This window comes from Pseudoalteromonas sp. MMG012 (assembly GCF_018100875.1).
Classification (GTDB): Bacteria; Pseudomonadota; Gammaproteobacteria; order Enterobacterales; family Alteromonadaceae; genus Pseudoalteromonas; species Pseudoalteromonas aurantia.
Genome location: NZ_JAGJEF010000001.1, coordinates 60477 through 82560, shown reverse-complemented (window position 1 = coordinate 82560; position 22084 = coordinate 60477). Strand labels below are relative to the sequence as shown.

The 22084-nt window shown below is 41.0% G+C and carries 26 protein-coding genes and 1 tRNA gene; 6 read left to right on the top strand and 21 right to left on the bottom strand.

The window, feature by feature from the left end:
* Positions 1–55 precede the first annotated feature (55 nt).
* Complete coding sequence (locus tag J8L97_RS00375; protein ID WP_211047472.1) at positions 56–2002, bottom strand: ATP-binding protein; 1947 nt, start codon at positions 2000–2002, stop codon at positions 56–58.
* A 327-nt stretch (positions 2003–2329) separates the two neighbouring features.
* Entirely contained in the window at positions 2330–2824 is a 495-nt protein-coding gene (locus tag J8L97_RS00370) for a GNAT family N-acetyltransferase (protein WP_211047471.1), read from the bottom strand.
* A gap of 72 nt (positions 2825–2896) precedes the next feature.
* Between J8L97_RS00370 and J8L97_RS00365 the strand changes: the two genes are divergently transcribed.
* From J8L97_RS00365 to J8L97_RS00350, 4 genes are all read left to right on the top strand, one after another.
* Complete coding sequence (locus tag J8L97_RS00365) at positions 2897–3442, top strand: glutathione peroxidase (RefSeq protein WP_211047470.1); 546 nt, start codon at positions 2897–2899, stop codon at positions 3440–3442.
* A 77-nt stretch (positions 3443–3519) separates the two neighbouring features.
* The gene (locus tag J8L97_RS00360) at positions 3520–3801 is read left to right on the top strand and encodes a peptidylprolyl isomerase (protein ID WP_010362781.1); all 282 of its coding nucleotides are present in this window, start codon (positions 3520–3522) and stop codon (positions 3799–3801) included.
* Positions 3802–3869: 68 nt separating this feature from the next.
* On the top strand, positions 3870–4448 hold the full coding sequence (locus tag J8L97_RS00355; RefSeq protein ID WP_211047469.1) for a glutathione S-transferase family protein: 579 nt from the start codon (positions 3870–3872) through the stop codon (positions 4446–4448).
* 27 nt (positions 4449–4475) lie between these two features.
* Positions 4476–4826 carry a DUF2750 domain-containing protein gene (locus J8L97_RS00350; RefSeq protein ID WP_211047468.1) on the top strand — a complete coding sequence of 117 codons (351 nt, stop codon included), beginning with the start codon at positions 4476–4478 and terminating at the stop codon, positions 4824–4826.
* Here J8L97_RS00350 and J8L97_RS00345 read toward each other — a convergent pair.
* Positions 4803–5192, bottom strand: a complete 390-nt coding sequence (locus J8L97_RS00345) for a VOC family protein (protein ID WP_192508824.1) — start codon at positions 5190–5192, stop codon at positions 4803–4805. The genes J8L97_RS00350 and J8L97_RS00345 overlap by 24 nt on opposite strands.
* A gap of 463 nt (positions 5193–5655) precedes the next feature.
* Positions 5656–5730: transfer RNA gene (locus J8L97_RS00340), tRNA-Arg, on the bottom strand.
* Positions 5731–5989: 259 nt separating this feature from the next.
* Here J8L97_RS00340 and J8L97_RS00335 point away from each other — a divergent pair.
* Positions 5990–6172, top strand: coding sequence for a helix-turn-helix domain-containing protein (locus tag J8L97_RS00335; RefSeq protein ID WP_192508825.1), 183 nt, complete (start codon positions 5990–5992; stop codon positions 6170–6172).
* On the opposite strand, the gene J8L97_RS00330 is transcribed toward J8L97_RS00335, so the two are convergent.
* The 16 genes from J8L97_RS00330 to trmJ form a co-directional block, all read right to left on the bottom strand.
* Positions 6169–6960 (bottom strand): phosphotransferase, encoded by a 792-nt coding sequence (locus J8L97_RS00330; RefSeq protein WP_211047467.1) that lies wholly within the window; start codon positions 6958–6960, stop codon positions 6169–6171. The two genes, J8L97_RS00335 and J8L97_RS00330, sit on opposite strands and share 4 nt — an antisense overlap.
* The gene (gene pnuC / locus J8L97_RS00325) at positions 6953–7582 is read right to left on the bottom strand and encodes a nicotinamide riboside transporter PnuC (protein ID WP_211047537.1); all 630 of its coding nucleotides are present in this window, start codon (positions 7580–7582) and stop codon (positions 6953–6955) included. The genes J8L97_RS00330 and pnuC overlap by 8 nt, the downstream gene beginning before the upstream one ends.
* Positions 7578–7832, bottom strand: a complete 255-nt coding sequence (locus J8L97_RS00320) for a YkoF family thiamine/hydroxymethylpyrimidine-binding protein (protein WP_192508827.1) — start codon at positions 7830–7832, stop codon at positions 7578–7580. The genes pnuC and J8L97_RS00320 overlap by 5 nt, the downstream gene beginning before the upstream one ends.
* 63 nt (positions 7833–7895) lie before the next feature.
* Entirely contained in the window at positions 7896–8396 is a 501-nt protein-coding gene (locus tag J8L97_RS00315; protein WP_211047466.1) for a nuclear transport factor 2 family protein, read from the bottom strand.
* 22 nt (positions 8397–8418) lie between these two features.
* Positions 8419–9792 (bottom strand): Gfo/Idh/MocA family protein, encoded by a 1374-nt coding sequence (locus tag J8L97_RS00310; RefSeq protein ID WP_211047465.1) that lies wholly within the window; start codon positions 9790–9792, stop codon positions 8419–8421.
* Between the two features lie 106 nt (positions 9793–9898).
* Positions 9899–10972, bottom strand: coding sequence for a phosphotransferase enzyme family protein (locus tag J8L97_RS00305; RefSeq protein ID WP_211047536.1), 1074 nt, complete (start codon positions 10970–10972; stop codon positions 9899–9901).
* 46 nt (positions 10973–11018) lie between these two features.
* Complete coding sequence (locus tag J8L97_RS00300) at positions 11019–11924, bottom strand: NTP transferase domain-containing protein (protein WP_211047464.1); 906 nt, start codon at positions 11922–11924, stop codon at positions 11019–11021.
* A gap of 77 nt (positions 11925–12001) precedes the next feature.
* The gene (locus J8L97_RS00295) at positions 12002–13435 is read right to left on the bottom strand and encodes an NAD-dependent succinate-semialdehyde dehydrogenase (RefSeq protein ID WP_211047463.1); all 1434 of its coding nucleotides are present in this window, start codon (positions 13433–13435) and stop codon (positions 12002–12004) included.
* A gap of 383 nt (positions 13436–13818) precedes the next feature.
* Positions 13819–14157 (bottom strand): ISC system 2Fe-2S type ferredoxin, encoded by a 339-nt coding sequence (gene fdx / locus J8L97_RS00290; RefSeq protein ID WP_010362769.1) that lies wholly within the window; start codon positions 14155–14157, stop codon positions 13819–13821.
* Position 14158: 1 nt separating this feature from the next.
* Positions 14159–16021: a Fe-S protein assembly chaperone HscA gene (gene hscA, locus J8L97_RS00285; RefSeq protein ID WP_211047462.1), complete on the bottom strand. Its 1863-nt coding sequence runs from the start codon at positions 16019–16021 to the stop codon at positions 14159–14161.
* A gap of 48 nt (positions 16022–16069) precedes the next feature.
* Positions 16070–16597, bottom strand: coding sequence for a co-chaperone HscB (hscB, locus tag J8L97_RS00280; protein WP_211047461.1), 528 nt, complete (start codon positions 16595–16597; stop codon positions 16070–16072).
* 111 nt (positions 16598–16708) lie between these two features.
* A complete protein-coding gene (gene iscA / locus J8L97_RS00275; RefSeq protein ID WP_010362766.1) occupies positions 16709–17032 on the bottom strand; it encodes an iron-sulfur cluster assembly protein IscA in 324 nt (107 codons plus the stop codon).
* Between the two features lie 12 nt (positions 17033–17044).
* The gene (gene iscU / locus J8L97_RS00270) at positions 17045–17428 is read right to left on the bottom strand and encodes a Fe-S cluster assembly scaffold IscU (RefSeq protein ID WP_010362765.1); all 384 of its coding nucleotides are present in this window, start codon (positions 17426–17428) and stop codon (positions 17045–17047) included.
* A 58-nt stretch (positions 17429–17486) separates the two neighbouring features.
* The gene (locus tag J8L97_RS00265) at positions 17487–18710 is read right to left on the bottom strand and encodes an IscS subfamily cysteine desulfurase (RefSeq protein WP_210995716.1); all 1224 of its coding nucleotides are present in this window, start codon (positions 18708–18710) and stop codon (positions 17487–17489) included.
* A 24-nt stretch (positions 18711–18734) separates the two neighbouring features.
* Positions 18735–19226, bottom strand: a complete 492-nt coding sequence (gene iscR, locus J8L97_RS00260) for a Fe-S cluster assembly transcriptional regulator IscR (RefSeq protein WP_010362763.1) — start codon at positions 19224–19226, stop codon at positions 18735–18737.
* 211 nt (positions 19227–19437) lie between these two features.
* Positions 19438–20163 (bottom strand): tRNA (cytosine(32)/uridine(32)-2'-O)-methyltransferase TrmJ, encoded by a 726-nt coding sequence (gene trmJ / locus J8L97_RS00255; protein ID WP_211047460.1) that lies wholly within the window; start codon positions 20161–20163, stop codon positions 19438–19440.
* Between the two features lie 215 nt (positions 20164–20378).
* Here trmJ and suhB point away from each other — a divergent pair, with 215 nt between their 5' ends.
* A complete protein-coding gene (suhB, locus tag J8L97_RS00250; RefSeq protein WP_210995718.1) occupies positions 20379–21182 on the top strand; it encodes an inositol-1-monophosphatase in 804 nt (267 codons plus the stop codon).
* A 63-nt stretch (positions 21183–21245) separates the two neighbouring features.
* On the opposite strand, the gene J8L97_RS00245 is transcribed toward suhB, so the two are convergent.
* The gene (locus J8L97_RS00245; protein ID WP_210995719.1) at positions 21246–22049 is read right to left on the bottom strand and encodes an ABC transporter substrate-binding protein; all 804 of its coding nucleotides are present in this window, start codon (positions 22047–22049) and stop codon (positions 21246–21248) included.
* Positions 22050–22084: the final 35 nt, after the last annotated feature.

Sequence of the window (22084 nt, the reverse complement as noted above, 5' to 3'; positions counted from 1 at the left end):
GTCACTAACTTTAGTTATAGTCGTGATTTTCGTGATTGCTAACTACTTCAACTGTTTAATGTTGGCTTAATGGCAATTCAATAAACACAGTTGCACCGCCACATGCGTTGTTATTGACATAAATACAGCCTTTATGAAGCAACACAAACTCTTTGCATATCGCCAGGCCTAAACCTGTACCACCGGCACCACTATTCGTTTTACTACTTTGCACAAACTTAGAAAAAACCTGCTCTAATTCATCGTCAGGAATTCCCATTCCTTGATCACTAATTGCAACATTTACCTTATTGTCTGAAAGCGTAACATCAACAATCACTTGACTATTCTCAGGACTAAATTTCAACGCATTTCCTAGCACATTACGAACTATTTGATTTATTTGCTCTTGATCGCAATACAATAAAATAGGTGCTTCAGGCACATTTAATTCGACCTGTATTTTCTTTGCTAAGGCGCTCCCTGCAACATCATCAATGCCTGTTTTCAAAATGCCTGTGAAATTATGGTTACTGGGATTAAATGGAAAGCGCCCAGCATCTAAACGAGATAAATCCAATAAATTGTTCAACAAAAGCAGCAGCCGCTCACCGCTGGTCTCTATCCTCGACAAGTATTTCTGTAGCTTTTCAAGAGGTGCTTCTCCAGAATTTAACTTGTCTAAACCAAATCGAGCGAAACTCAAAATTGAATGCATAGGCGTGCGTAATTCATGAGACATATTCGCTAAAAATTCGGATTTACTTAAATTCGCAGCTTCGGCGGCCTCTTTTGCACTTTGTAGTTGTGCTGTGCGAGCCTGGACTTCAGCTTCTAAAACTTCTTTAGCTTCTTCAAGCACTTGTTGTTTTTTCTTTAAATGCGCAACATTTTTAAAAATAACAGCAAAGGCAATCTCTCCATGGTGGTCAATTTCATTAAACGTGCCCATCAAGGGGATATCCCCCGATGTTTGCGGCAAAACTAACTCGCAATTAAAATGTCGCTGGATGCCAACTTCCTTAATTGCTACTTTTAATGTGTCAGTACAGTCTGTTGCAAACAGATCATAGATAGAACGCGCTTGTATCTCGCTTTGTGACAATTTAAGTAACCGCATCGAAGCATCATTTGCTTCAATAATGGCGCCATTTCGTTTAAATAATACAATGGGATCCGGTGTATGTTTATAAATCACCCGCAATAAGCTGTCGCGCTCAATTAATGCATCAACGGTTTCTTGCAATCGTTCAACAAGCTCTTGATTATGCCGCCGTAGCAACTCAGTTTGCCAAAGCTTATGCAATGATTGTAATAATTCACTTTCATCAAAGGGCTTAGTTAAGACATCTTCAGCCCCTTGACGAATTGCTTCCATCATATCAACTTGGCTTGCTCGGGATGTAAACAGTAAGCATCGACAGTTTGGGTTCAGTGTTTTCAATTGTACAAATATCTCAACACCCGTTCCCACTTGAAGATTGAAGTCACTGATCAATAAATCAATATGTTGTTTTTCTGCGACAGTAACAGCTTCTTCTAAAGAGCATGCTGTAAATACCACCAGTTGCGCCCCTCTTAAGCTAGTCGCTAACTCATCTAAGCGATCATCTGCGTGATCCACCAGCAGGACAGTTGGCAAGACTAAACGCTGATTGGCCCCCACTTCTAAGACCCGCTCTAGCAAATGTGTGATTTCCTTATTTGCAAAGAACGGATAAATCACAATACCATTAGGCAAAGCTTTATTAAACTGACTGAAGACCTCTAAATGTTCAGTGTTATCAGGCTTTGGGGCTAAAAGAATTAACTTACAGTGTTCTTTTAAGGGTAATAAAACCGTTAAATAGTCACTGGGGATCCCATGAGCAATCGCGATGACATCATAACTAGAGAATTGAACACCGTCATCGAGCATATTGTAATGAATATGTTCTACTTCCCCACCTAACAGCTCAAAGAGTACTTTTAAACGCATCGCAAGCACGCTGTTACTGTCTATAATTAGTACTTTATTCGACATAGTCTATTTCTATTTCCGTGTTCTAACACACAAAAGTGTAGTCGAATTTTAGGAGCTGTTAATCTTTCAGGTTCATTTTTGCAGCAGTTTGATTGGATTTCATACAAGGCAGAGGCTGTGTAGCATGGTTATTCCATGTGAGTCAGCCGATAACATAGTATAAAAGCCAATCAAGCGCTGCCTACCGGTTCTTTTGAGCACCCTTTTCTCTTTGTTGCTTAATATTCGCTTAGATCACTAGGCCACATATTAAGCGCCGCGATAAAAGGGTGCTCAAAGAGAACAAAAATAGAACAGCAAAGTCCAACAGCCCCTAATACTTGCGATTTAAGGTAAAGATAATTGTTTACCAAATATAGCTAAGCTATAGCGTTTTTGGTCCATTTTAGCTATATCGGGTAATTCTCCCCAACGGCTATAACCTTGTCGTTCGAACAGTTTTATGCTGGGCTCATTATGAGAAAAAATAAACCCAAGTAATGTATCTACTGCAATATTCCTTGCATGCTGTTCAGCAAATTGCAGTAATGTTGTACCTAGTCCATTGCCTTGTGTATGCGCGGTAATATAAATACTCAGTTCACACGTTCCAATATAAGCAGGTCGACCATAGAATGATTTAAAGCTTAGCCAAGCTAGCACCTCTCCCGCCTCTTCATACACAAAAAGTGGACGTTCAACATTATGGCTAAAAAACCAGGTTTTATGCGCTTCAACCGTCGTAGGCTCGATCTCAGCAGTGACCATTCGACTGGCTATTGTCTCATTATAAATTGACACAATAGCGGGTAAATCTATCTCGCGAGCAACTCGTATATTCATAGTGTAATAAAATTGATCAATTTAAGGTCTATTGACGTATCATAAGCAAGTTCAACTAACAAAGGAAAGCCAATGCTTAACAAACTACTGCAACTGAGCCTACTTGCATCCAGCCTCTTAATGAGCACCTATACGCTGTCTTCTACTTGCGATGACTTTACTAACGTTGAATTAAGAAAATTGCGTTCTAAAGAAACCCTCAATTTATGCCAGTTTAAAGACAAACCATTGCTTATCGTAAATACAGCCAGCAATTGTGGTTTTACGGGCCAATTTGAGGATTTAGAAAAGCTCCATAAAAAGTATAAAGACCAAGGTTTGGTTGTGCTCGGCTTTCCTTCGGACGATTTTTTTCAAGAAGAAGACGATGAACAAGATACTGCAAAAGTCTGCTTTGTAAACTACGGCGTGACGTTCAATATGTTTGCAACATCTGATGTACGAGGGGATAGTGCTAACCCTATTTTTAAACATCTTGGAAACCAAACAAGTTCACCAAAGTGGAACTTCTACAAGTACCTTGTCTCCGCCGATAGAAAATCAATTACTCGCTTTAACAGTCGCACTAAGCCTTTATCAGACGAAATGGTGAGTGCAGTTGAAAAAGCATTACAATGATATCGTGAGTTTTTAATACATCTGTATTAGAATAAATTCTGAATAAAAACTAATCACAAGCGAAATATGGAGAAGTTATGACAGTTGCAAGCGCAAGGCACATCTTAGTAGATAGTGAAGCGGAATGTTTAGACCTAAAGTCACGAATCGCTGCCGGTGAAGACTTTGCTGAACTAGCAAAACAATACTCTAGTTGCCCGTCGGGACAAGATGGTGGGGCTCTTGGTGAATTTGGCCCTGGCATGATGGTACCTGAATTTGATACTGTGGTATTCTCGGCACCACTGAACGATGTGCAAGGTCCGGTACAGACTCAATTTGGTTACCACTTGCTAGAAGTAACCAGTCGCACTGAATAAAGCTGTTGCACATTAGAGTAAGCCGCTAAATGCGGCTTTTTTTGTGAATATTTTAAAGGAACATTATTATGCAACTTTTTGGCTCAGACTCATCTCCCTATGCCCGACGTATTCGACTTTTTATTGCCTTACATAAGCTCGATATTGAATATATCCATCTCGATATTTTTTCTGCACAAGGTAGAGCTAAACTTATCGAACATAACCCAGCTAGAAAAATCCCATTTTTAGTGAATGGTGATATCCAGGTGAGCGATTCTAACGTCATTTTTCGTTATTTAACGACACAATATGCGCTGCCCACGCTTACCTGGTGGCAAGAGAATCAATTGACTAATATCAATGCATGTAATGATTCTCTCGTGGAAATTCTTATTTCTCAGCGCTCTGGGCTTGATACCAACAGTGATATACTGTTCTTTAACTTACAGCGAGAGCGTATTCACGAAGTATTAACTGACTTAAATGAACAATGTGTTAAAAATGAATTTTTAGACTGCCAGTACTTGCAGATCAGTTTATACTGCCTGCTAGACTGGATAATATTTAGAGATCTAACCGATCTAAATCCTTTTGCCGCCCTATTACACTTTCATAAGAATCAAAATGAGCGTGTTGGCGTACAAGAAAGCGATCCTCGCACATAAATAAACATATTTAATAAGGTATACACCATGAGCGACATTGAAATTGAATCAGAACTTGTCACCTTCGTTGAAAAAGTTCGCCTCGGCGCTCAAATATGGGCACTTGGGGCTGACGATGGTGGTGTGGTTGTGTGTGAATCAAACCAATTTGAAACAACTGATGTGTTATTGGTTTGGGATAGCGCAGAGAAAGCACAAAACCAATGTAAAGATGAATGGCAAGGTTATACTCCAACCCCTATCGCACTTGATGAATTTCTAGATGAGTGGGTAGAAGACTTAAATGAAGACCAAGCACTACTAGGCCTAAATTGGAACGATGAGAATGTGTGTCTTGAGATTGAGCCTACCGGCTTAGCGCGTGCACTCACTGACTAGCGCAATAAGTGTTCCGTCAATAGCACGCACATAAGCTTGTGTGTGCTCATTCTTATTGCAAGGTGGCATTAAAGGCTCCGCGCCCGCATTCACTGCTTTATCATAACTCTCACTCACATTTTTACATCGCATGGCTAATTCAAACCCCAATGCAGGCTGCTTTGGCTGAGCTCGAATATAACTTTGCTTAAATTGCGCTTGCGCAAAAGGATGACTTGCAAACCCGAGCTTAACTTCTCCGGTATTCAATTCACCATAATCAGCCGACTCAGTTAACTCCGTCGCATTTAAGCCAAACGCCTGATAATAGAAATCAAGTACCTCTTCCACATTATCCACATAAATAACTGTTTTTAAATACTGCATGTTACTCGCTCAAAAAATGTAAACGCTTAAGAATTGCCACCACATTAACTAAAGCATACATTTTGAGCTGGGTAAAATACAATCATATCAAGCGTAAAGATATTCACATGGTGACAGAAGTGTAAATAACCTCAGCTCTGGATAAGCGAATTTGCCCAATAAAGCTATTTTTCTCACTCTCGGCGTTGCTTTCATTTGTAATAGCCCGCTATTACTGCATAAAAGCGCCTTGATATTGACCAAAATAACATCATTGGATTGTACGTAAGTTTGTTTTCAAAACATTTTCTATTCAAAACCCTTATCCAAACCTGAGGTTAAATAAAAACGCAGAAAGCAGTCTTGCTTAGATAAATTAACGTATTTTCGCCGGTATAGATTAAAGGGCTGGATTCAGCTACCGACGGTTTGAAACACTGATTTCAACATTGCAATGGGGATGATACGAAAAAACAAAATACAATGGCGCTCTCGGAAGGGATCGAACCTTCAACTTAGCCTCCGGAGGGCCACGTGATATCCATTTCACCACGAGAGCAGCACAGTATTCTTTGATCGCGTTTATAATAATGCTATCGATAGCTAAATACTAGCGTTTGTGAGCTACATGCTTAATTTTTAATCTAAAAATCAAAAAAACACTATACATTGCACAAAAAACACGATATTTAACTATGCTTAGTTATACCTTCGTCGATGTAACATGCCTTTTATGTTCATCGAGCAATGTGCAATAAAGTCGTAACTCGATAACAACAACCGCATTGTGCTTAAAAAATATCAAGAGGATTATTATTATGACCCCGATGACCACTGAACAAGTTGCTGAATTTCTAGGCGTAAAAGTTGAGCGTGTAAAAAGACTTGCTAGAGAGAATTTACTTGTCGCAAAAGATAACGATGCTGATGGTCAGCCTATCTTTGATAAAACAGATGTTGAAAAATACAAAGAACTGGCGCAAAGGTTAGGCGGGATCTAATCTAGTAGACTCATTAGTTTATTCTCTAAGGGGCTTGCATGTGTGTGAGCTCCCTTGTTTTGGTACCAATTGATGCTTAGTAATAAATACGCAATTTGGTAAGCTTTTAATTTCGTACCCGCATATTCAGGCATATGGATATTACGCAACATGTAGTATTGCTGTAGCAATACCGCACACTCAATCTCACCTAAATCAAAACTACAACTCAATGCCGCTAAGTCAAAATAAATGTCATTGTATTGTGCATATTCAAAATCAATTATCTTCGCGCCGGTGTCTGCATTAATTAAGTTGTCATATACCAAATCATTGTGACAAAATGCCAAATCTTCTGGCAGTAAATTAATGACTGATACAGCCCTATCACATTGCTCCTTTGCATACATAAGCTGACACATGTCTAGTTGCATAACTTGTTGCACTATATCCAGCTTCTCGTGATCCAAAAAGCCTTGGTACTCATGAAGTTTAACTAAACTCCTCACTATTTTTTCATCTAGATTTACAAATGGTTTTTTTTGAGTAAAGAATTCAAATATCGCAGTATGCACCTCTGTGCTATAAGCTATCACAGCTTGCGTAATTCCTTGTGCGGCTAGCGCATGTTGTGCGTCTAACAAAGGCTGTGATAAGCCACCTCTATAACACTTCATCAGCAATGCCCCTCGATCAGAACTGAACAAAAAGTTATCATTATTGAAGCCTTTATGCAGGCGAACAATGTTATCAATTCGTATACCAGGTAATAACGCCTCCAGTTGGGCTCTGAGATACTTATCAGTCATATTCTAATTGATGTAGTGACTTCCCTTCACGTTGCTCGTGCTCGTCATACCAGCGCTTATAGCCCCAGCAAACCATAATGGTATAAAACACAAATAACACTAACGTTGGGTAATAACCTTTCGCAAAATAAAGGTAAATCGACGCTGCATCGATCACAATCCAATAAAGGAAATTCTCAAGCACCTTTTTGGCCACCAAGTATGTTGTCACAACGGCGAAACACGTTGTAAAGCTATCTAAATATGCGAGTTCTGCATGGGTATACGTGTCTGTTAAATACCCTAGTAATATTGCTACACTTGCCGTTATAATAATAATTTTCACGTGCCGCTGAAGCGACCAAGACACAATTGGCACCACTGATTGTTCTGCGGTTTTCCGCCACATTCGCCAACCGACTACAGCCATGATCATATAATAAAAGTTCAGTGCAGACTCCATCAATAATGCGCCATTCCAATACATTACTGTATAGATAAACGTACTAATAAACGCGGCAGGCCAACACCAGCTACTCTCTTTGATGGCTAATTGCAAATAAGCCAAAGACAAAAAGACCGCAATATATTCCCAGTATGACATCGCAACAAAACCTGAAAATGCTTTACTTATAAATTCAATCATTGGCTGACAAATCACCCGAAATAAATTTACATACAAAGACTATTTTTCCGTATTCTATATATGAACGTTTCATTTCTCGTTGCAGGACTTGCATCACGTCATCGTAATCTCCGAAGACCTGCGTTGACATATTATTTGTTATCACCTTTAGTCCTGAATGTTGATTCAAGCGCTCAATAAAGTCTTTAATAAAAGGAATGTAATCGTTGTGAAGCGGGTACTTACTGATCTCAACTGACAATTTCATTGATATTCTCTCTAGGGGCATAAACAAAGTTATTGTAGCTGCCGTAACCTTCTTTAGCGACCACTACTGTGGGTGGTTTAAATTAACACCCGTCATAAATTGCGACTTTGGCGTGTAATTTATCCAGTCTTGTTGATATAAAATTTTACCGTCAGATCCAAATTGTAATTTGATCAAAAACCGCCATGGACCCAACTCATTACCTTGGTAACGAAAACGATTAAAATATCCACTCAAAATCACGTGTTTTGAATGCACATCTATAAGTTTGTCAGTTACCACCAAAACAGCTTTATTATCAAGTACTGTTACTTTATTTGCTGTCCAATCAAAGAAATTTGCTATTGCTTTTCTATTGGATGCAGTATGACCATATACCATATCCTCAAATTTGGCATCCGTTGCATAAAAATCGATAAAGCGTACAAAATCAGTACGCTCTCCGTACACTTGAATATAATCGTCAACAATGACGGAAAGCGCTGAGGTGTTTGGTCGTGACGCACAAGCACTCAATAAACACATCATGACAAGACCGAAATATGCTCTGAAATGATATGTCATTGGTCTTTTCACCCTACACTGTCTAAATGTTCACGATACCTAATGGTTTCGCCGTTTTCCACGCTCCTCGAGTAAAATCAGGTACATCCACTGCATTACTTCGATCGGCTACCGATTTTGCTGATAATGGCGATATCACTGACCATGCAGCACCATCATAAACATCCTGATCTAGTGGCTCGCCATTACGCAAACAGTAAATCATGCGCCAAAACATCAGGAAATCCATACCACCATGGCCTCCATTACGCTGTGCTTCCTCACCCATTTTCAGCCACAAAGGATGATCATATTGCTCATACCATGATCCCATTTCGTGATCCCATTCATGATAACTCTTAGTGCCATTTTTTTCCAAAGCAATGCGATTAGGAAAACCAGCAAACACCCCATTCGTCCCCTGAATCAAATTATGGCGGGAATAAGGTCGCGGTGTTGTTGTATCATGTTGCACCATAATACTGCGCCCTTTAGCTGTCTTGATCATCGTTGTATTCATATCTCCCGCAATATAATCCAACTGATTGCGCCGATGATCAGCAGAAAACTCACGTTGTGCATATGCGCGGCGCCCCAATGCTGGTGAGCTCATTGAAGTTAGATAATCAAAACGATCACCACGGTTAATATTCATGTACTGTGACACAGGACCTAAACCATGTGTTGGGTACAAATTCCCATCACGTTTCGCATGCCATGCCGTACGCCATGATCCTGTTTTATGATCAATCTCTTTCATTTGCCAACGCAACTCGTGAATATAGGCCGCTTCTGCATGCAAAAGTTCGCCAAATAGGCCTTGCCTAACCATATTCAAAACCATGAGTTCATCGCGACCGTAGTTGACATTTTCCATCATCATACAGTTTTTCTGCGTTCTCTCAGCTGTGTCGACTATTTGCCACATCTCTTCGACAGTCAATGCCAGAGGAACTTCAACAAATGCGTGTTTTCCGCTATTCATAGTATCTATGGCCATCGGTGCATGCCATGCCCAAGGTGTAGAAATGATCACTATATCTATATCATCACGTTCTAGCATCTGCTGATAGGCGTGCTCAGTTCCTGTGTATAACGACGGCTTTTCCAACCCTTTCTCTTCTAAATAATGAGAAGAACGTTCCAAAACCGTATCATGTGTGTCACAGATCGCAACAATTTTTGTGCCTTCAATATGGCTCATACGCTTCACATGGCCATAACCCCGCTGCCCAACACCAATAAAGCCAACTCGAACAATTGGCATTTTTGGTACAACGAGTCCCATCACTGACTGACCATGTGCTGGTGGTAATTCTGGCAAGGTATGATTTTTTTGCGCACACCCAGCCACCACACTTGCAGCGGCGGTTGCGCTCGCTGCTTTTAAAAAATCACGGCGGTTAAATTTTTTCATTATTATTATCCTTTGATATTACCACTACATTTGACCATATATTACGGGTAAGCTGATGCGACCAGCAAATCAGGTAAACATTAAAAAAAGCGCCGAAGCGCTTTTTTTAATTTTGAGTAATTATACTCTGTAATGTCAACTCTTTCGCGACCACATCTTGATAAAGCGTAAACTGATTTTGAGCCCGCTCTAAATTATGCTTTTCATGCTTTGTTGCAAAATAATTGTCGCCGTCTAGATAATCGGTTAAAAAACGAAGGCCTATCATAAATGGCATCACTTTAGCACCTAATAAAAAACTGTGTTTTTCCTGTTCAGTTATCAAGCCAGACAAAGGTGTTACATAACCCTTTACAATCGCTTCAAAAATATCTTCTCTTACCTTAACACGATTTAAATTTGTCGAATCTTCAGCTTCTGGAGAGCAAAAAGTGCGCACCATATCACCAAAATCAAACAACCAGTAACCTGGCATACAGGTATCTAAATCAATAACCGCTTTACCTGAATCATTTTGATTACAAAACAGCATGTTGTTAATTTTAGTATCGTTATGACAAGGTCGCAGCGGAATAGCACCAGAAAGTGCTTTTAGTTCATCGGCGAGGTCAAATTGGCTTTGGCAAAATACTATATCAGCTAAGCAGCTATGCGCACGGTTATGCTTGTCTTGTGCAAGCACTTCTTCAAACATCTCGATACGCTTTGCTAAATTATGAAAATCAGGGATCACATGATGCAGTTCACTCGCATTAAAGTCCTCTAAAGCTTGCGCAAATTGGCCAAATGCATTCGCTGCTGTTTGTGCTTTAGAAGCACTATTGACCACATCTTCGCTATAACTGCCACCAATAAACTCTAACGCACGCCATACATCACCATTATGTACAACCAAATAACCTTCATCGATAGTTGGTAAGTGTTTAATTATATTTAATTGGTACTCACCCTTCTCAGATTTAATCGATAAGTGCTGTTCTATTGCTCGAGCATTTTCAACAAGCTGCTCTGGTTTTGGAAAAACCTCGGTATTGAGCTTTTGCACGACTATCGCTCGCCGACCATCTTTTAATAACATTGTGGTATTGATATGACCGTTGCCAATCGGGTTCATGACAGCTAGCTCACTGTTCAAACCAAACTGTTGCGATAAATATTGCGCTATCGCAGTATTATTCATGCGTACCTCATTAATTAACTGCGTTTCTGAAGCGGCTGAGATACCCTCATCCTTGACGTAATTCATTTAATTTTCCTGCCACTGTGTCTAATTCTTCTTTAAATGTAATGCCATACCAATGATCCATGGCTGAATAAACCGTTACGTGAGCTTGATTCGAGGATATACAGGCTTGAATACAATCTGGCAGATAATACTCTTTTTTGACAACGTTGTCATGAATATCTAAAAACCGCGAAAACCCGTCCGCTAAATGCATCATGAGTATAGGTGTGATCCCCCAAAATGTCATGGAGGCAAGTGTACTTTTACTAATCTCGGTAACCTGACCCGCACACTCACCAATGAGTATACTACCTTGTTTGCTGATGTTAAGACATTCAACCACGGATGAAAGTGAGCCTTGATCCAGCTTGCATAAACCACGATTAACTCCGCCCTGATTCGACAGCGTGAGTCCAATCGGATATCCCACCATAGCCATATGCTGCTCATCACCACATGTGTTAGCAAAATGCGCGACTAATTGATGGTATGCTTGTGGCCCATAATAATCATCCGCAGTTATTACAATGGCAGGCTTGGTAATATAGGCTCTGGCTGCTAACAATGCATGGCCGGTACCCCAAGGCTTTTTTCGTTTATCGGCTAATTCCAAGTACTGAGTAGGTACATCGGTAATGCACTGTTCAACTAAGTGGATTGTTAATGATTGCGGCAAGCGCGGGACAATATGCGTCTGTACAATAGGTTTAATTGCAGCATTGATCACTAATACAACTTCAGAGATCCCAGCATTATGCGCATCGATAATGCTGAGTTCCATGATAGATCGCCCTAAACCAGGAATTTCTGCAATTTGCTTATTACCACCAAAACGACTGCCTAAACCACCTGCAAGTACAACGAGTAGCGGTAAGTGCCCTTTTTTTCTTGTATTCCCAACAACCATATGTGACCACAAAATATAAACAGGCGAACAAGTTTACAGCGCTTTTAAAATAATAGAAAGTCATTGCAAAATTTGCGTTAATCAAACTTTTGGCTAAGATATTTCACTTCTAAGTATTCATCTAGTCCTTGTTTTGCACCTTCACGCCCTAATCCAGACTGCTTTATACCACCAAACGGTGTGGCTGAATTAGAGATCATCCCTTCATTAATACCTATCATGCCATACTCAAGCCTTCGTGACACTCGGTGGATCTGCGCAACATCTTGTGAGTAAAAATACGCCGCGAGCCCCTCCTCTACATTGTTCGCCAATGTCACACTTTGCTGTTCATCTACGAATGACATCACAGTTACAACAGGTCCAAAAATTTCCTGTCGCGCAATATCCATCTCTGGCAATACATCAGTCAAAATAATAGGTGACATAAATAAGCCACCTAGTTCAGTTCCTTGATAATGTAATTTTGCTCCTTGGCCAAGAGCTGCCTCAACCAGTGCCATGACTTTATTTTTCGCTTTTAAAGTAATTAAAGGGCCTAAATCTGTAGCTGGGTCCATACCCTCACCTACCCGTAGCCTCTTAGTCGCCTCAGTTAACTCCTCTATAAAGGGCACCATACAACTTTGTTCAACTAACACCCGATTGGCTGCCACACATGCCTGGCCGTTATTGCGAAACTTCGCAGCCATTAAGCCAGACACAGCACTTTTAATATTTGCTGTTTTATATACAATAAAAGGCGCATTACCACCTAACTCCATGGATGTCCGTTTTACCGTTTCAGCAGATTGTGCCAATAAAATTCGCCCGATTGTGGTTGAGCCAGTAAAGGTTAACTTACGAACCGCTGTGTGCTGGCAGTATTTAGCGATAAGCGCTGCAGGTTCTTGCGTTAATAAAACCTGCAAAGCACCAGCTTCCATACCAGCCTGATTTGCGAGCTTGGCTAACACTATCGCACTTAATGGCGTTTCTTCCGAAGGCTTTAATATAAAACTACACCCCGCGGCATACGCTGGCGCGACTTTACGGGTGATCATTGCTAACGGAAAGTTCCAAGGCGTTACGCCCAGTACCACGCCCACCGCTTCCTTTATCGTCATTAATTGGTGCTTACCATCCTGTGCTGGGATAACTTCACCGTAACTGCGCGTTGCTTCTTGTGCAAACCAATCCACAAAACTCGCCGCATAACGTACTTCACCTATGGCTTCATGCAAAGGTTTGCCTTGCTCAGATACCATTAACTCAGCCAAAGCTTGTTCATGCGACAAAATTAAAGCATACCATTTCTTCAAAACCTCAGCGCGCTGTATAGCTGACGTACACCGTAATTGCCTCAGTGCTTGCTGTGCACCGTGCAAAGCTAATTGACTGCCTTTCTCATCCACTGACGAGACCACTTTCACGACATTTTGATTCGCCGGATTTAATACGGTAAATGTATTAGTCGTTTGATAAGATGTACCATTGATAAAAGAGTGTTCATGTTCAAGAAGCAATTGCATTCGGGTATTCCTTCAATTTACCTATGACCGTCAATATGTCATAGTTATAGTGCTACAAACAAAAAACCGCAGCTCATGGGCTACGGTTTTCATCATAATAAATGACAGAGACTAAGGGCTGTTGATCTTTGCTGTTCTATTTTTGTTCTCTTTGAGCGTGCTTTTATCGCGGCGCTTAATGTGTGGCTTAGTGATCTAAGCGAATATTAAGCAACAAAGAGAAAAGGGCGCTCAAAAGAACCAGTAGGCAGCGCTTGATTGGCTTTTCTACTATGTTATCGGCTGACTCTCATGGAATAACCATGCTACGCAGCCTCTGCCTTGTATAAAAGCCAATCAAACTGCTGCAAAAATGAACCTAAAAGATCAACAGCCCCTAACTATTAATGATCTTCATTTACGATGTTTAAATTATACTTGGGAATTTCAACCACCAGATCTTCATCCGTGATAATAGCCTGACACCCTAAGCGAGATTCGGGCTCTAATCCCCATGCTTTATCCAGCATGTCATCTTCTAATTCGTCACTTTCATCTAATGAGTCAAACCCTTCACGTACCACAATGTGGCAAGTGGTACATGCACACGATTTCTCACATGCATGGGGAATGCTAATGCCATTTTTCAATGCCACGTTTAATACAGTTTCCCCTTTAGGTGCTTCAATAGCCGCGCCTTCAGGACATAATTCTTCATGGGGTAAAAAGATGATTTGTGGCATATTACACCTCGTCTACAGACTGCCCTTGCAGTGCTTGTTTAATTGATACATCCATACGACGTGATGCAAATTCGCTACTTGCGGCATCAACATGTTCAATGGCACTCTTAATTTGATCCGGTGACGTTGCTTGCTCACGCATGCTTGTCAACTTCGTCATCGCTTCACGTAAATCAGCAAGTTCTTGCTCATTTAATAAATTATTGTCTGTTAGCAAAGAGGCTTCCAAAGCTTCAAGTACTCTGAGCGCTTCTACTTGCTGCTCTTTTAGCATACGCGCTTGCATATCTTCTTTGGCGTTACTCATTGAGTCTTTGAGCATTTGAGCAACTTGATCATCAGATAAACCAAACGAAGGTTTAACTTGGATGTCAGCTTGGACACCAGTTGATTTTTCTGTGGCAGATACGCTCAGTAAGCCATCCGCATCCACTTTAAAAGTAACACGAATGTGAGCAGCACCCGCAGCCATCGGCGGTATGCCTTTTAAGCTAAATTTGGCCAGAGAACGACAATCGTCAACCAGCTCTCGTTCACCTTGGAGTACATGCAACGACATCGCCGTTTGACCATCTTTAAAGGTGGTGAACTCTTGCGCTCTCGCGACTGGTATTGTGGTATTTCGCGGGATTATCTTCTCAACTAAGCCACCCATCGTTTCTAGACCAAGCGACAAGGGTAATACATCCAATAGCAACATATCTGAGTCAGGCTTGTTACCGACTAAAATATCAGCTTGAATAGCCGCGCCTAATGCAACCACCCTATCTGGATCGATAGAAGTCAATGGCTGTTTTGCAAAAAAGCTTTCCACGTTTTCACGAATAACCGGCATCCGTGTCGAGCCACCCACCATGACAACCTGCAGTACTTCTTCGTTAGTCACACCGGCATCTTTCACTGCACGGCGACAAGCACGTAGAGTTTTCTTCACCAAAGGCATTACTAATTCTGCAAATTCGCCTTGTGTCACTGCTACGGTGTGAGTTTGCTGTCTAATGTCTAATTTAACGTTAACCGTTTTATAACCACTCAGCGCTTCTTTGCATGCTTTGGCTTTGTTCATAAATAAGCGTAATTCGTGCGCGTCTAAATCATCAATACCCACTTTTGATTTAAACAATGACACCAGCATAGAGTCAAAATCATCGCCACCTAAACTAGAATCACCGCCCGTTGCCAAGACTTCAAAAACGCCTTGGTTTAAGCGCAAAATAGAAATATCAAACGTTCCGCCGCCTAAATCATAAACCGCAATAACGCCTTCTTGGCCTGAGTCTAAGCCATAAGCCACTGCAGCTGCCGTAGGTTCATTTAGTAGCCTTAATATATTGAGCCCAGCAAGTTCAGCTGCATCTTTGGTGCTTTGACGTTGTGCATCATCAAAATAGGCCGGCACCGTGATCACTGCGCCCAGAATATCTTGACCAGCAAAACTTTCAACTGCACGTTGATTCAATGTTTTGAGTATTTCTGCTGATGCTTGAACTGGGTTAACTGCACCGGCGACAGTATTAATCGCAACGTTACCGCTTTGCTCAATAAACTCATAAGGCAACTGACCGTAACTTTGCTCGATTTCTGCTAACGTTTTACCTAAAAAACGCTTCACTGAAATTAAGGTATTAGTTGGGTCTTCAACAGATGCCTGCTGAGCTTGCTGACCAACAACGATCTGCTGCTGGTGATACCTAACCACAGAAGGTAACATAGCTGCACCAGATACATCAGTCAGCGTTTTAGCTTCACCGCTTTGTACCGTAGCAACTAATGAGTTAGTAGTTCCTAAATCTATACCAATCGCGAGTTTATGTTCATGTGGTGCCGCGCTCTGCCCCGGCTCAGCAATTTGCAATAAGGCCATTATGCTCTTCACTTTGCAGCTCACCTTCGAAAAGGTCAGCCTGTAAAATTAATCAAATAAACTGTCTTCAATACGTGCGAGTTCGTCACGTAATTTAAATACAAACTTAAGTTTACGAATGTTGTCAGCAGCTTCCTGTAATGCACTTTCATTGGCGTCATCGGCTAATTGCGTAAATAGCTGCGCACTATATTGTTTATCTAATGCGTCAATTTCAACTTCGAAGTCTTCAATGGCTTGTTCAACATCACTGCTATCAGGTAACTCTGAGAGCGTTTCACGTAATTCCATTTGCTGCATTAAAAAGAGCGGGTCTTGCAATGTTTGTTGTTCCGCTCGAATATCAACGCCACGCTCGCTAAGCATATATTCAGCACGCTTCAGAGGGTGTTTTAACACAGCCAATGCATCGTTAATTTCAGCTGTTTTTTGCACTGCAAGTAGCTTTTCACGTTCGCTCTTTCCAGCAAATTTGTCAGGATGTATAACGCGCTGTAAATCTAAATACTGTTTATTAATTTTAACTAAATCAACATCGTAGGCTACTGGAATACCGAACAACTCAAAGTAACGCATATCACTTATTCACTTATAAAAGGCTTTGCTAAAATACAATAAAGCCCCACTAAAGCAGGGCCCTATACCCAAAAGTATTTTTAGGTATGTTACATCCGTAAAACGAATAAGTTAAACAGTAAAGCTTTCTCCACAACCACACTCATCTTTCTGGTTTGGGTTGATAAATTTAAACCCTTCGTTCAAACCTTCTTTTGTGTAGTCTAGTTCTGTACCATCAATATACACTAAGCTCTTAGCATCAATGATGACTTTCACATCTTGGTGTTCAAAAACTTCATCACCTTCACTTAACTCATCAACAAATTCGAGTACATAAGCAAGACCTGAACAGCCCGTGGTTTTTATGCCAACACGCAAACCTAGCCCTTTGCCACGATTGTCTAAAAAGGTTCTAACTCGATCTGCTGCCGCGTCTGTTAATGTCACTGCCATAACTATTTACTCTTACTTTGCTTGTTTACTTTTGTAATCAGCAATTGCTGCTTGAATTGCATCTTCTGCTAGGATTGAACAGTGTATTTTCACTGGTGGTAATTCTAATTCTGCGGTGATATCGGTATTTTTAATTTCAGCAGCTTCATCTAGCGATTTACCTTTAACCCATTCAGTCACCAATGATGAAGACGCAATGGCGCTACCACAGCCATACGTTTTGAACTTAGCATCTTCAATAATACCGCCATCAGATACTTTGATTTGCAATTTCATTACGTCACCACATGCTGGTGCACCAACCATACCAGTTGCAACATTTGGATCATTTTTGTCTAAAGAACCTACGTTACGTGGGTTCTCTACGTGGTCAATTACTTTATCACTATACGCCATAATACTTTCCTCACTATATGCTCATAGCACTAAGCTACAAACAAAAATTGCTTAATGCTTAATGGTGTGCCCATTCAACGCTGTCTAGGTCTATGCCCTCTTGATGCATTTCCCAAAGCGGTGACATTTCACGTAAGCGGCCAATCGACTCTTTCATTAGTTTGACGGTATAGTCGATTTCTTCTTCTGTTGTGAAGCGGCCAATACTGAAACGAATTGAACTATGTGCAAGTTCATCGTTACGACCTAATGCTCTTAATACATATGAAGGCTCAAGGCTCGCTGAAGTACAGGCTGATCCTGATGATACCGCAATATCTTTCACGGCCATTAACAAAGACTCACCTTCAACAAAGTTAAAACTGATGTTTACGATACCTGGTACCGACTGTTCAATACAGCCATTGAAGTAAACTTCATCCATGCCATCTTCACCCATCACACCATCAATCAAACGCTGACGAAGCGCACTGATGTGTGCGTGATCTTTTTCGAAATCTTGTTTTGCAATACGAAATGCTGTGCCCATTCCAACTAACTGGTGTGTTGCCAAAGTACCAGAGCGCATACCGCGTTCATGACCACCACCATGCATTTGTGCTTCAAGACGAGCACGTGGTTTACGGCGAACATACAGTGCACCAACACCTTTAGGCCCGTATGCTTTGTGACCAGAGAAAGACATAAAATCAACTTTCAACTCTTTCAGGTCAATTTTAACTTTGCCTGCACTTTGTGCACCATCAACATGGAACATAATCTTGCGTTCACGGCACATATCACCAATAGTAGCAATGTCTTGAATAACACCTAGCTCGTTATTTACATGCATTACGCTCACTAAAATAGTGTCTTCGCGCATTGTCGCTTCTAACTTTTTAAGGTCAAGCAAACCATTTTCTTCAACTTCCATATAGGTTACTTCAAACCCTTGTCGCTCAAGCTCACGACATGTATCAATAACCGCTTTATGCTCGGTTTTTACCGTGATGACATGCTTACCTTTTTTCTGATAAAAGTTAGCCGCACCTTTAATTGCAAGGTTGTTTGACTCTGTAGCGCCAGAAGTGAATACAATTTCACGCGGATCTGCGTTAATTAAATCAGCGATATCATTACGCGCTTGGTCAACAAGTTCTTCTGCCTGCCACCCAAAACGGTGCGAGCGAGATGCTGGGTTGCCAAAATTCCCTTCCATTGTCAGGCATTGCATCATTTCATCGGCAACACGCTGATCAACCGGAGTGGTTGCTGCATAATCTAAATAAATCGGTAACTTCATTTGTTTCTCCGCTTGACGCCAACCTTAAAGTTGACAGCTCACTTGAATATTGTCTAATTGCTTCATCGCACTATTGACGCTGTTATCCTGACGTAATGCAACAGATTGCACCTCAGAATTCGCGACTAATTCGGCAAGGGAAATGTTTTTTAAAAAATCTTCGATACGCTGGCTTAAATCAGACCACAGTGTGTGCGTTAAACATCGCATCCCACTTTGGCAACCGCCCCCTTCTCCGTGACAACGTGTCGCGTCGACTGACTCATCGACCGCATTTATCACATCCCCTACAGAGATTGCTTGCGCATCACGACCAAGTAAATAGCCGCCGCCCGGACCTCGTACTGAGCTCACTAACCCATGTTTACGTAATCGAGCAAATAATTGTTCTAGGTAAGATAAAGATATTTCCTGACGACCAGAAATATCAGCAAGAGGGACTGGACCAGCTTTAGTATGCAACGCAACGTCTAACATTGCTGTTACCGCATATCTGCCTTTCGATGTTAATTTCATAAAGCCCCCGAGCTTGATTACCAAAGCGCAAATTTTAATTACCTGACTAAGATAGTCAAGTATTACTCACTTGTAATACCAGTCTAATCCAGATATTGCCCAAATACCCGACTAAACTACTCAAGTATTATCATATTGTAATTACCCGAGTAATTTAGTCAAGTATTATCTTGAGCAAATCGTGTTCGACTGAACAGCCTACTCACAATGATTATTTTTGTGTCGATTTATTTATCGAGGTTAAAATACCACGCAAAATATTGAGCTCTTGATCTTCAGGGCGTGCACGATTAAACAAACGCTTCAATTTAGTCATAACCATACCTGGGTGCTGCTTTACAATAAAATTAGTTTCATTAAGCGTACTTTCTAAATGCTCATAAAATAGTTCCATTTGCTTTGCGCTCGGATAAACTACGTCGTCCTCTTCAACTACCGCATCTTGTGTGGCAAGAAATGCCATACGTGTTTCATATGTTAACGTTTGCACTGCCATAGCTAAGTTTAAAGAGCTGTACTCTGGGTTTGCTGGAATACACACATGGAAGTTACATAGCTGTAGCTCTTCATTTGTTAAGCCACTATTCTCCCGACCAAAAACCAAGGCGACAGGGCCTGTACTTGACTCTTGAACTAGTTTCTCTGCGCATTCACGAGGGTTAACCATTGGCCATGACAGTGTCCGCGAACGTGCACTGGTACCAATCGTTAATGCACAACCATCAATGGCTTCTGATAAAGTACTGACGGTTTTCGCAGCACCAAGCACATCAGTTGCCCCCGCAGCTAAAGCACTCGCATGACTATCAACTTCACAAGCAGGGTCTACCAAATAGAGTTTGGATAATCCCATTGTTTTCATCGCCCGTGCGACTGAGCCAATATTGCCTGAGTGAGATGTATTTACTAATACAATGCGAATGTCTTCTAATGCCATGTTAATAAGCCCTGAGAAAAATAATGCGGGAGTTTATCACAGCTTGTGAACAGCTCCATAGTAAAACCCGTAGTAAAAAAATTAGTTCCACAAGATCATGAGCGTACAAAAAACCATCAATTTAATTTCACAATTATTGTTTACTTTGTATCAAAAGTCGCTAAAATACGCCGGCTTGAAATAATACTGTTCTTTTACAACCCAAAGGTAATGCTATGCATCCAATGTTAAACATTGCGGTACGCGCTGCGCGTAATGCAGGTAAAGTGATCTTACGTGCATGTGAAGATTTATCAAAAGTCGAAGCCCAACAAAAAGGCAGCAATGACTTTGTAACTAACATAGACAAAGACGCTGAAGCGATCATCCGCGATACGATTTTAAAAGCCTTCCCTGATCACTCTTTAGTGGGTGAAGAATTAGGTGTAATTACAGGTTCTGATGCAGATTACCAATGGGTTATCGATCCACTTGATGGCACAACTAACTTCATCAAGGGTATTCCTCACTTTGCAGTCTCAATTGCATTAAAAGTAAAAGGTCGCGTAGACCAAGCTGTTATCTACGATCCTATTCGTAGTGAATTATTCACAGCATCACGTGGACAAGGCGCTCAATTAAACAATACCCGCATCCGCGTTACTAAAAGTAACGAAATTGCAGGTTCTGTATTAGCCACTGGCTTCCCATTCAGACAAAAGCATCACCTAGACGCATACACAGAAGCGTTCAAAACATTGTTTATTCATACAGCTGACATTCGTCGTGCAGGTTCACCTGCATTAGATATGGCTTATGTTGCAGCAGGTCGTGTTGATGGTTTCTTTGAACTAGGATTAAAACCGTGGAACACCGCAGCAGGTGAACTACTCGTTAAAGAAGCGGGAGGTATGGTAATGGACTTCGCTGGGGGTGCAGGTTATAACCAAAGTGGTAACGTTATTTGTGGCTCACCTAAGCTTTGCCAACTAGTGGTTAAAGAAATTCGTCCAGTACTGACAGAATCATTACTGTGCTAATGAAATAAATATTCAAAAAAGGAGGCAATTGCCTCCTTTTTTATTGTCTTTAATATGCCTCGTTTAATTATTTTCAAAGTACGGGTTTCTCAACGTTATTACTCGTGCATCTTGCATTGGTAATGCGTTAAATTTAGCGGCAAAATACTGCTCAAATAGCATGTCAAATTCACCATTTTGTTGCATCAACGCCAATCCTTTTTTCAAGGCGTTAGCAACCTCAGGTTTCTTTTTACTTACAAAAAAATAAAATGCACTCGGGTAGTACAAATATAAATTGGGCAATATAACGAGGTCATCATTCTGTCGCTCAGCAAGCTCAGATCCGACTTCAATAAAAGAGCGTGGAAAATAATCAACTTTACCACGCGCTACCATAGCAAACATAGCTTGGTATTTAGACATAGGCCGTACTGGTAAATCATTAAATGCCAGTATTTTCGTATCAGGCCAGTCATGCCCTTGAACAGCGGTCAATTTTGCTAACTGAGCCTTTGTTTGTATTTTTTCAAAGCGTGACAAATGCGCACGGTTCACCAATAGCGCTCGTTTACCAATAAAACCTTTAAATAACGGGACCTGTATAGCAATCGCCAGTTGCTCTCTTTCAGGACTGGTCATACTCCAATGTAAATCCACCTCTCCTCTGCTTAAAGCAAGTAAAGTTCGCTGTTGATGTGGGTGAACTTGAATATGCTCTACTTTCGCGTCAAATTGCGCTGCAATTAATGCTCTATCAAGTAACTCATACAAATATAAATCGCGGTCATAAAGCACGCGCTGCTCTTTCGCTACATATAAAGTCGACACCGCATAAGATGTATTAGCCCAACTACACAATAGGCAAAGCCATATGAATCTCCCCATATGCTCGCTCCAAAATTGTTTTCATTTAAGCTACA

What these genes read in the sequence shown, in the direction of transcription:
- J8L97_RS00375 (WP_211047472.1), bottom strand. Translation starts at nt 2,002, where the DNA reads ATGTCGAATAAAGTACTAATTATAGACAGTAACAGCGTGCTTGCGATG.
- J8L97_RS00370 (WP_211047471.1), bottom strand. Translation starts at nt 2,824, where the DNA reads ATGAATATACGAGTTGCTCGCGAGATAGATTTACCCGCTATTGTGTCA.
- J8L97_RS00365 (WP_211047470.1), top strand. Translation starts at nt 2,897, where the DNA reads ATGCTTAACAAACTACTGCAACTGAGCCTACTTGCATCCAGCCTCTTA.
- J8L97_RS00360 (WP_010362781.1), top strand. Translation starts at nt 3,520, where the DNA reads ATGACAGTTGCAAGCGCAAGGCACATCTTAGTAGATAGTGAAGCGGAA.
- J8L97_RS00355 (WP_211047469.1), top strand. Translation starts at nt 3,870, where the DNA reads ATGCAACTTTTTGGCTCAGACTCATCTCCCTATGCCCGACGTATTCGA.
- J8L97_RS00350 (WP_211047468.1), top strand. Translation starts at nt 4,476, where the DNA reads ATGAGCGACATTGAAATTGAATCAGAACTTGTCACCTTCGTTGAAAAA.
- J8L97_RS00345 (WP_192508824.1), bottom strand. Translation starts at nt 5,192, where the DNA reads ATGCAGTATTTAAAAACAGTTATTTATGTGGATAATGTGGAAGAGGTA.
- J8L97_RS00335 (WP_192508825.1), top strand. Translation starts at nt 5,990, where the DNA reads ATGACCCCGATGACCACTGAACAAGTTGCTGAATTTCTAGGCGTAAAA.
- J8L97_RS00330 (WP_211047467.1), bottom strand. Translation starts at nt 6,960, where the DNA reads ATGACTGATAAGTATCTCAGAGCCCAACTGGAGGCGTTATTACCTGGT.
- J8L97_RS00320 (WP_192508827.1), bottom strand. Translation starts at nt 7,832, where the DNA reads ATGAAATTGTCAGTTGAGATCAGTAAGTACCCGCTTCACAACGATTAC.
- J8L97_RS00315 (WP_211047466.1), bottom strand. Translation starts at nt 8,396, where the DNA reads ATGACATATCATTTCAGAGCATATTTCGGTCTTGTCATGATGTGTTTA.
- J8L97_RS00310 (WP_211047465.1), bottom strand. Translation starts at nt 9,792, where the DNA reads ATGAAAAAATTTAACCGCCGTGATTTTTTAAAAGCAGCGAGCGCAACC.
- J8L97_RS00305 (WP_211047536.1), bottom strand. Translation starts at nt 10,972, where the DNA reads ATGAATAATACTGCGATAGCGCAATATTTATCGCAACAGTTTGGTTTG.
- J8L97_RS00300 (WP_211047464.1), bottom strand. Translation starts at nt 11,924, where the DNA reads ATGGTTGTTGGGAATACAAGAAAAAAAGGGCACTTACCGCTACTCGTT.
- J8L97_RS00295 (WP_211047463.1), bottom strand. Translation starts at nt 13,435, where the DNA reads ATGCAATTGCTTCTTGAACATGAACACTCTTTTATCAATGGTACATCT.
- fdx (WP_010362769.1), bottom strand. Translation starts at nt 14,157, where the DNA reads ATGCCACAAATCATCTTTTTACCCCATGAAGAATTATGTCCTGAAGGC.
- hscA (WP_211047462.1), bottom strand. Translation starts at nt 16,021, where the DNA reads ATGGCCTTATTGCAAATTGCTGAGCCGGGGCAGAGCGCGGCACCACAT.
- hscB (WP_211047461.1), bottom strand. Translation starts at nt 16,597, where the DNA reads ATGCGTTACTTTGAGTTGTTCGGTATTCCAGTAGCCTACGATGTTGAT.
- iscA (WP_010362766.1), bottom strand. Translation starts at nt 17,032, where the DNA reads ATGGCAGTGACATTAACAGACGCGGCAGCAGATCGAGTTAGAACCTTT.
- iscU (WP_010362765.1), bottom strand. Translation starts at nt 17,428, where the DNA reads ATGGCGTATAGTGATAAAGTAATTGACCACGTAGAGAACCCACGTAAC.
- J8L97_RS00265 (WP_210995716.1), bottom strand. Translation starts at nt 18,710, where the DNA reads ATGAAGTTACCGATTTATTTAGATTATGCAGCAACCACTCCGGTTGAT.
- iscR (WP_010362763.1), bottom strand. Translation starts at nt 19,226, where the DNA reads ATGAAATTAACATCGAAAGGCAGATATGCGGTAACAGCAATGTTAGAC.
- trmJ (WP_211047460.1), bottom strand. Translation starts at nt 20,163, where the DNA reads ATGGCATTAGAAGACATTCGCATTGTATTAGTAAATACATCTCACTCA.
- suhB (WP_210995718.1), top strand. Translation starts at nt 20,379, where the DNA reads ATGCATCCAATGTTAAACATTGCGGTACGCGCTGCGCGTAATGCAGGT.
- J8L97_RS00245 (WP_210995719.1), bottom strand. Translation starts at nt 22,049, where the DNA reads ATGGGGAGATTCATATGGCTTTGCCTATTGTGTAGTTGGGCTAATACA.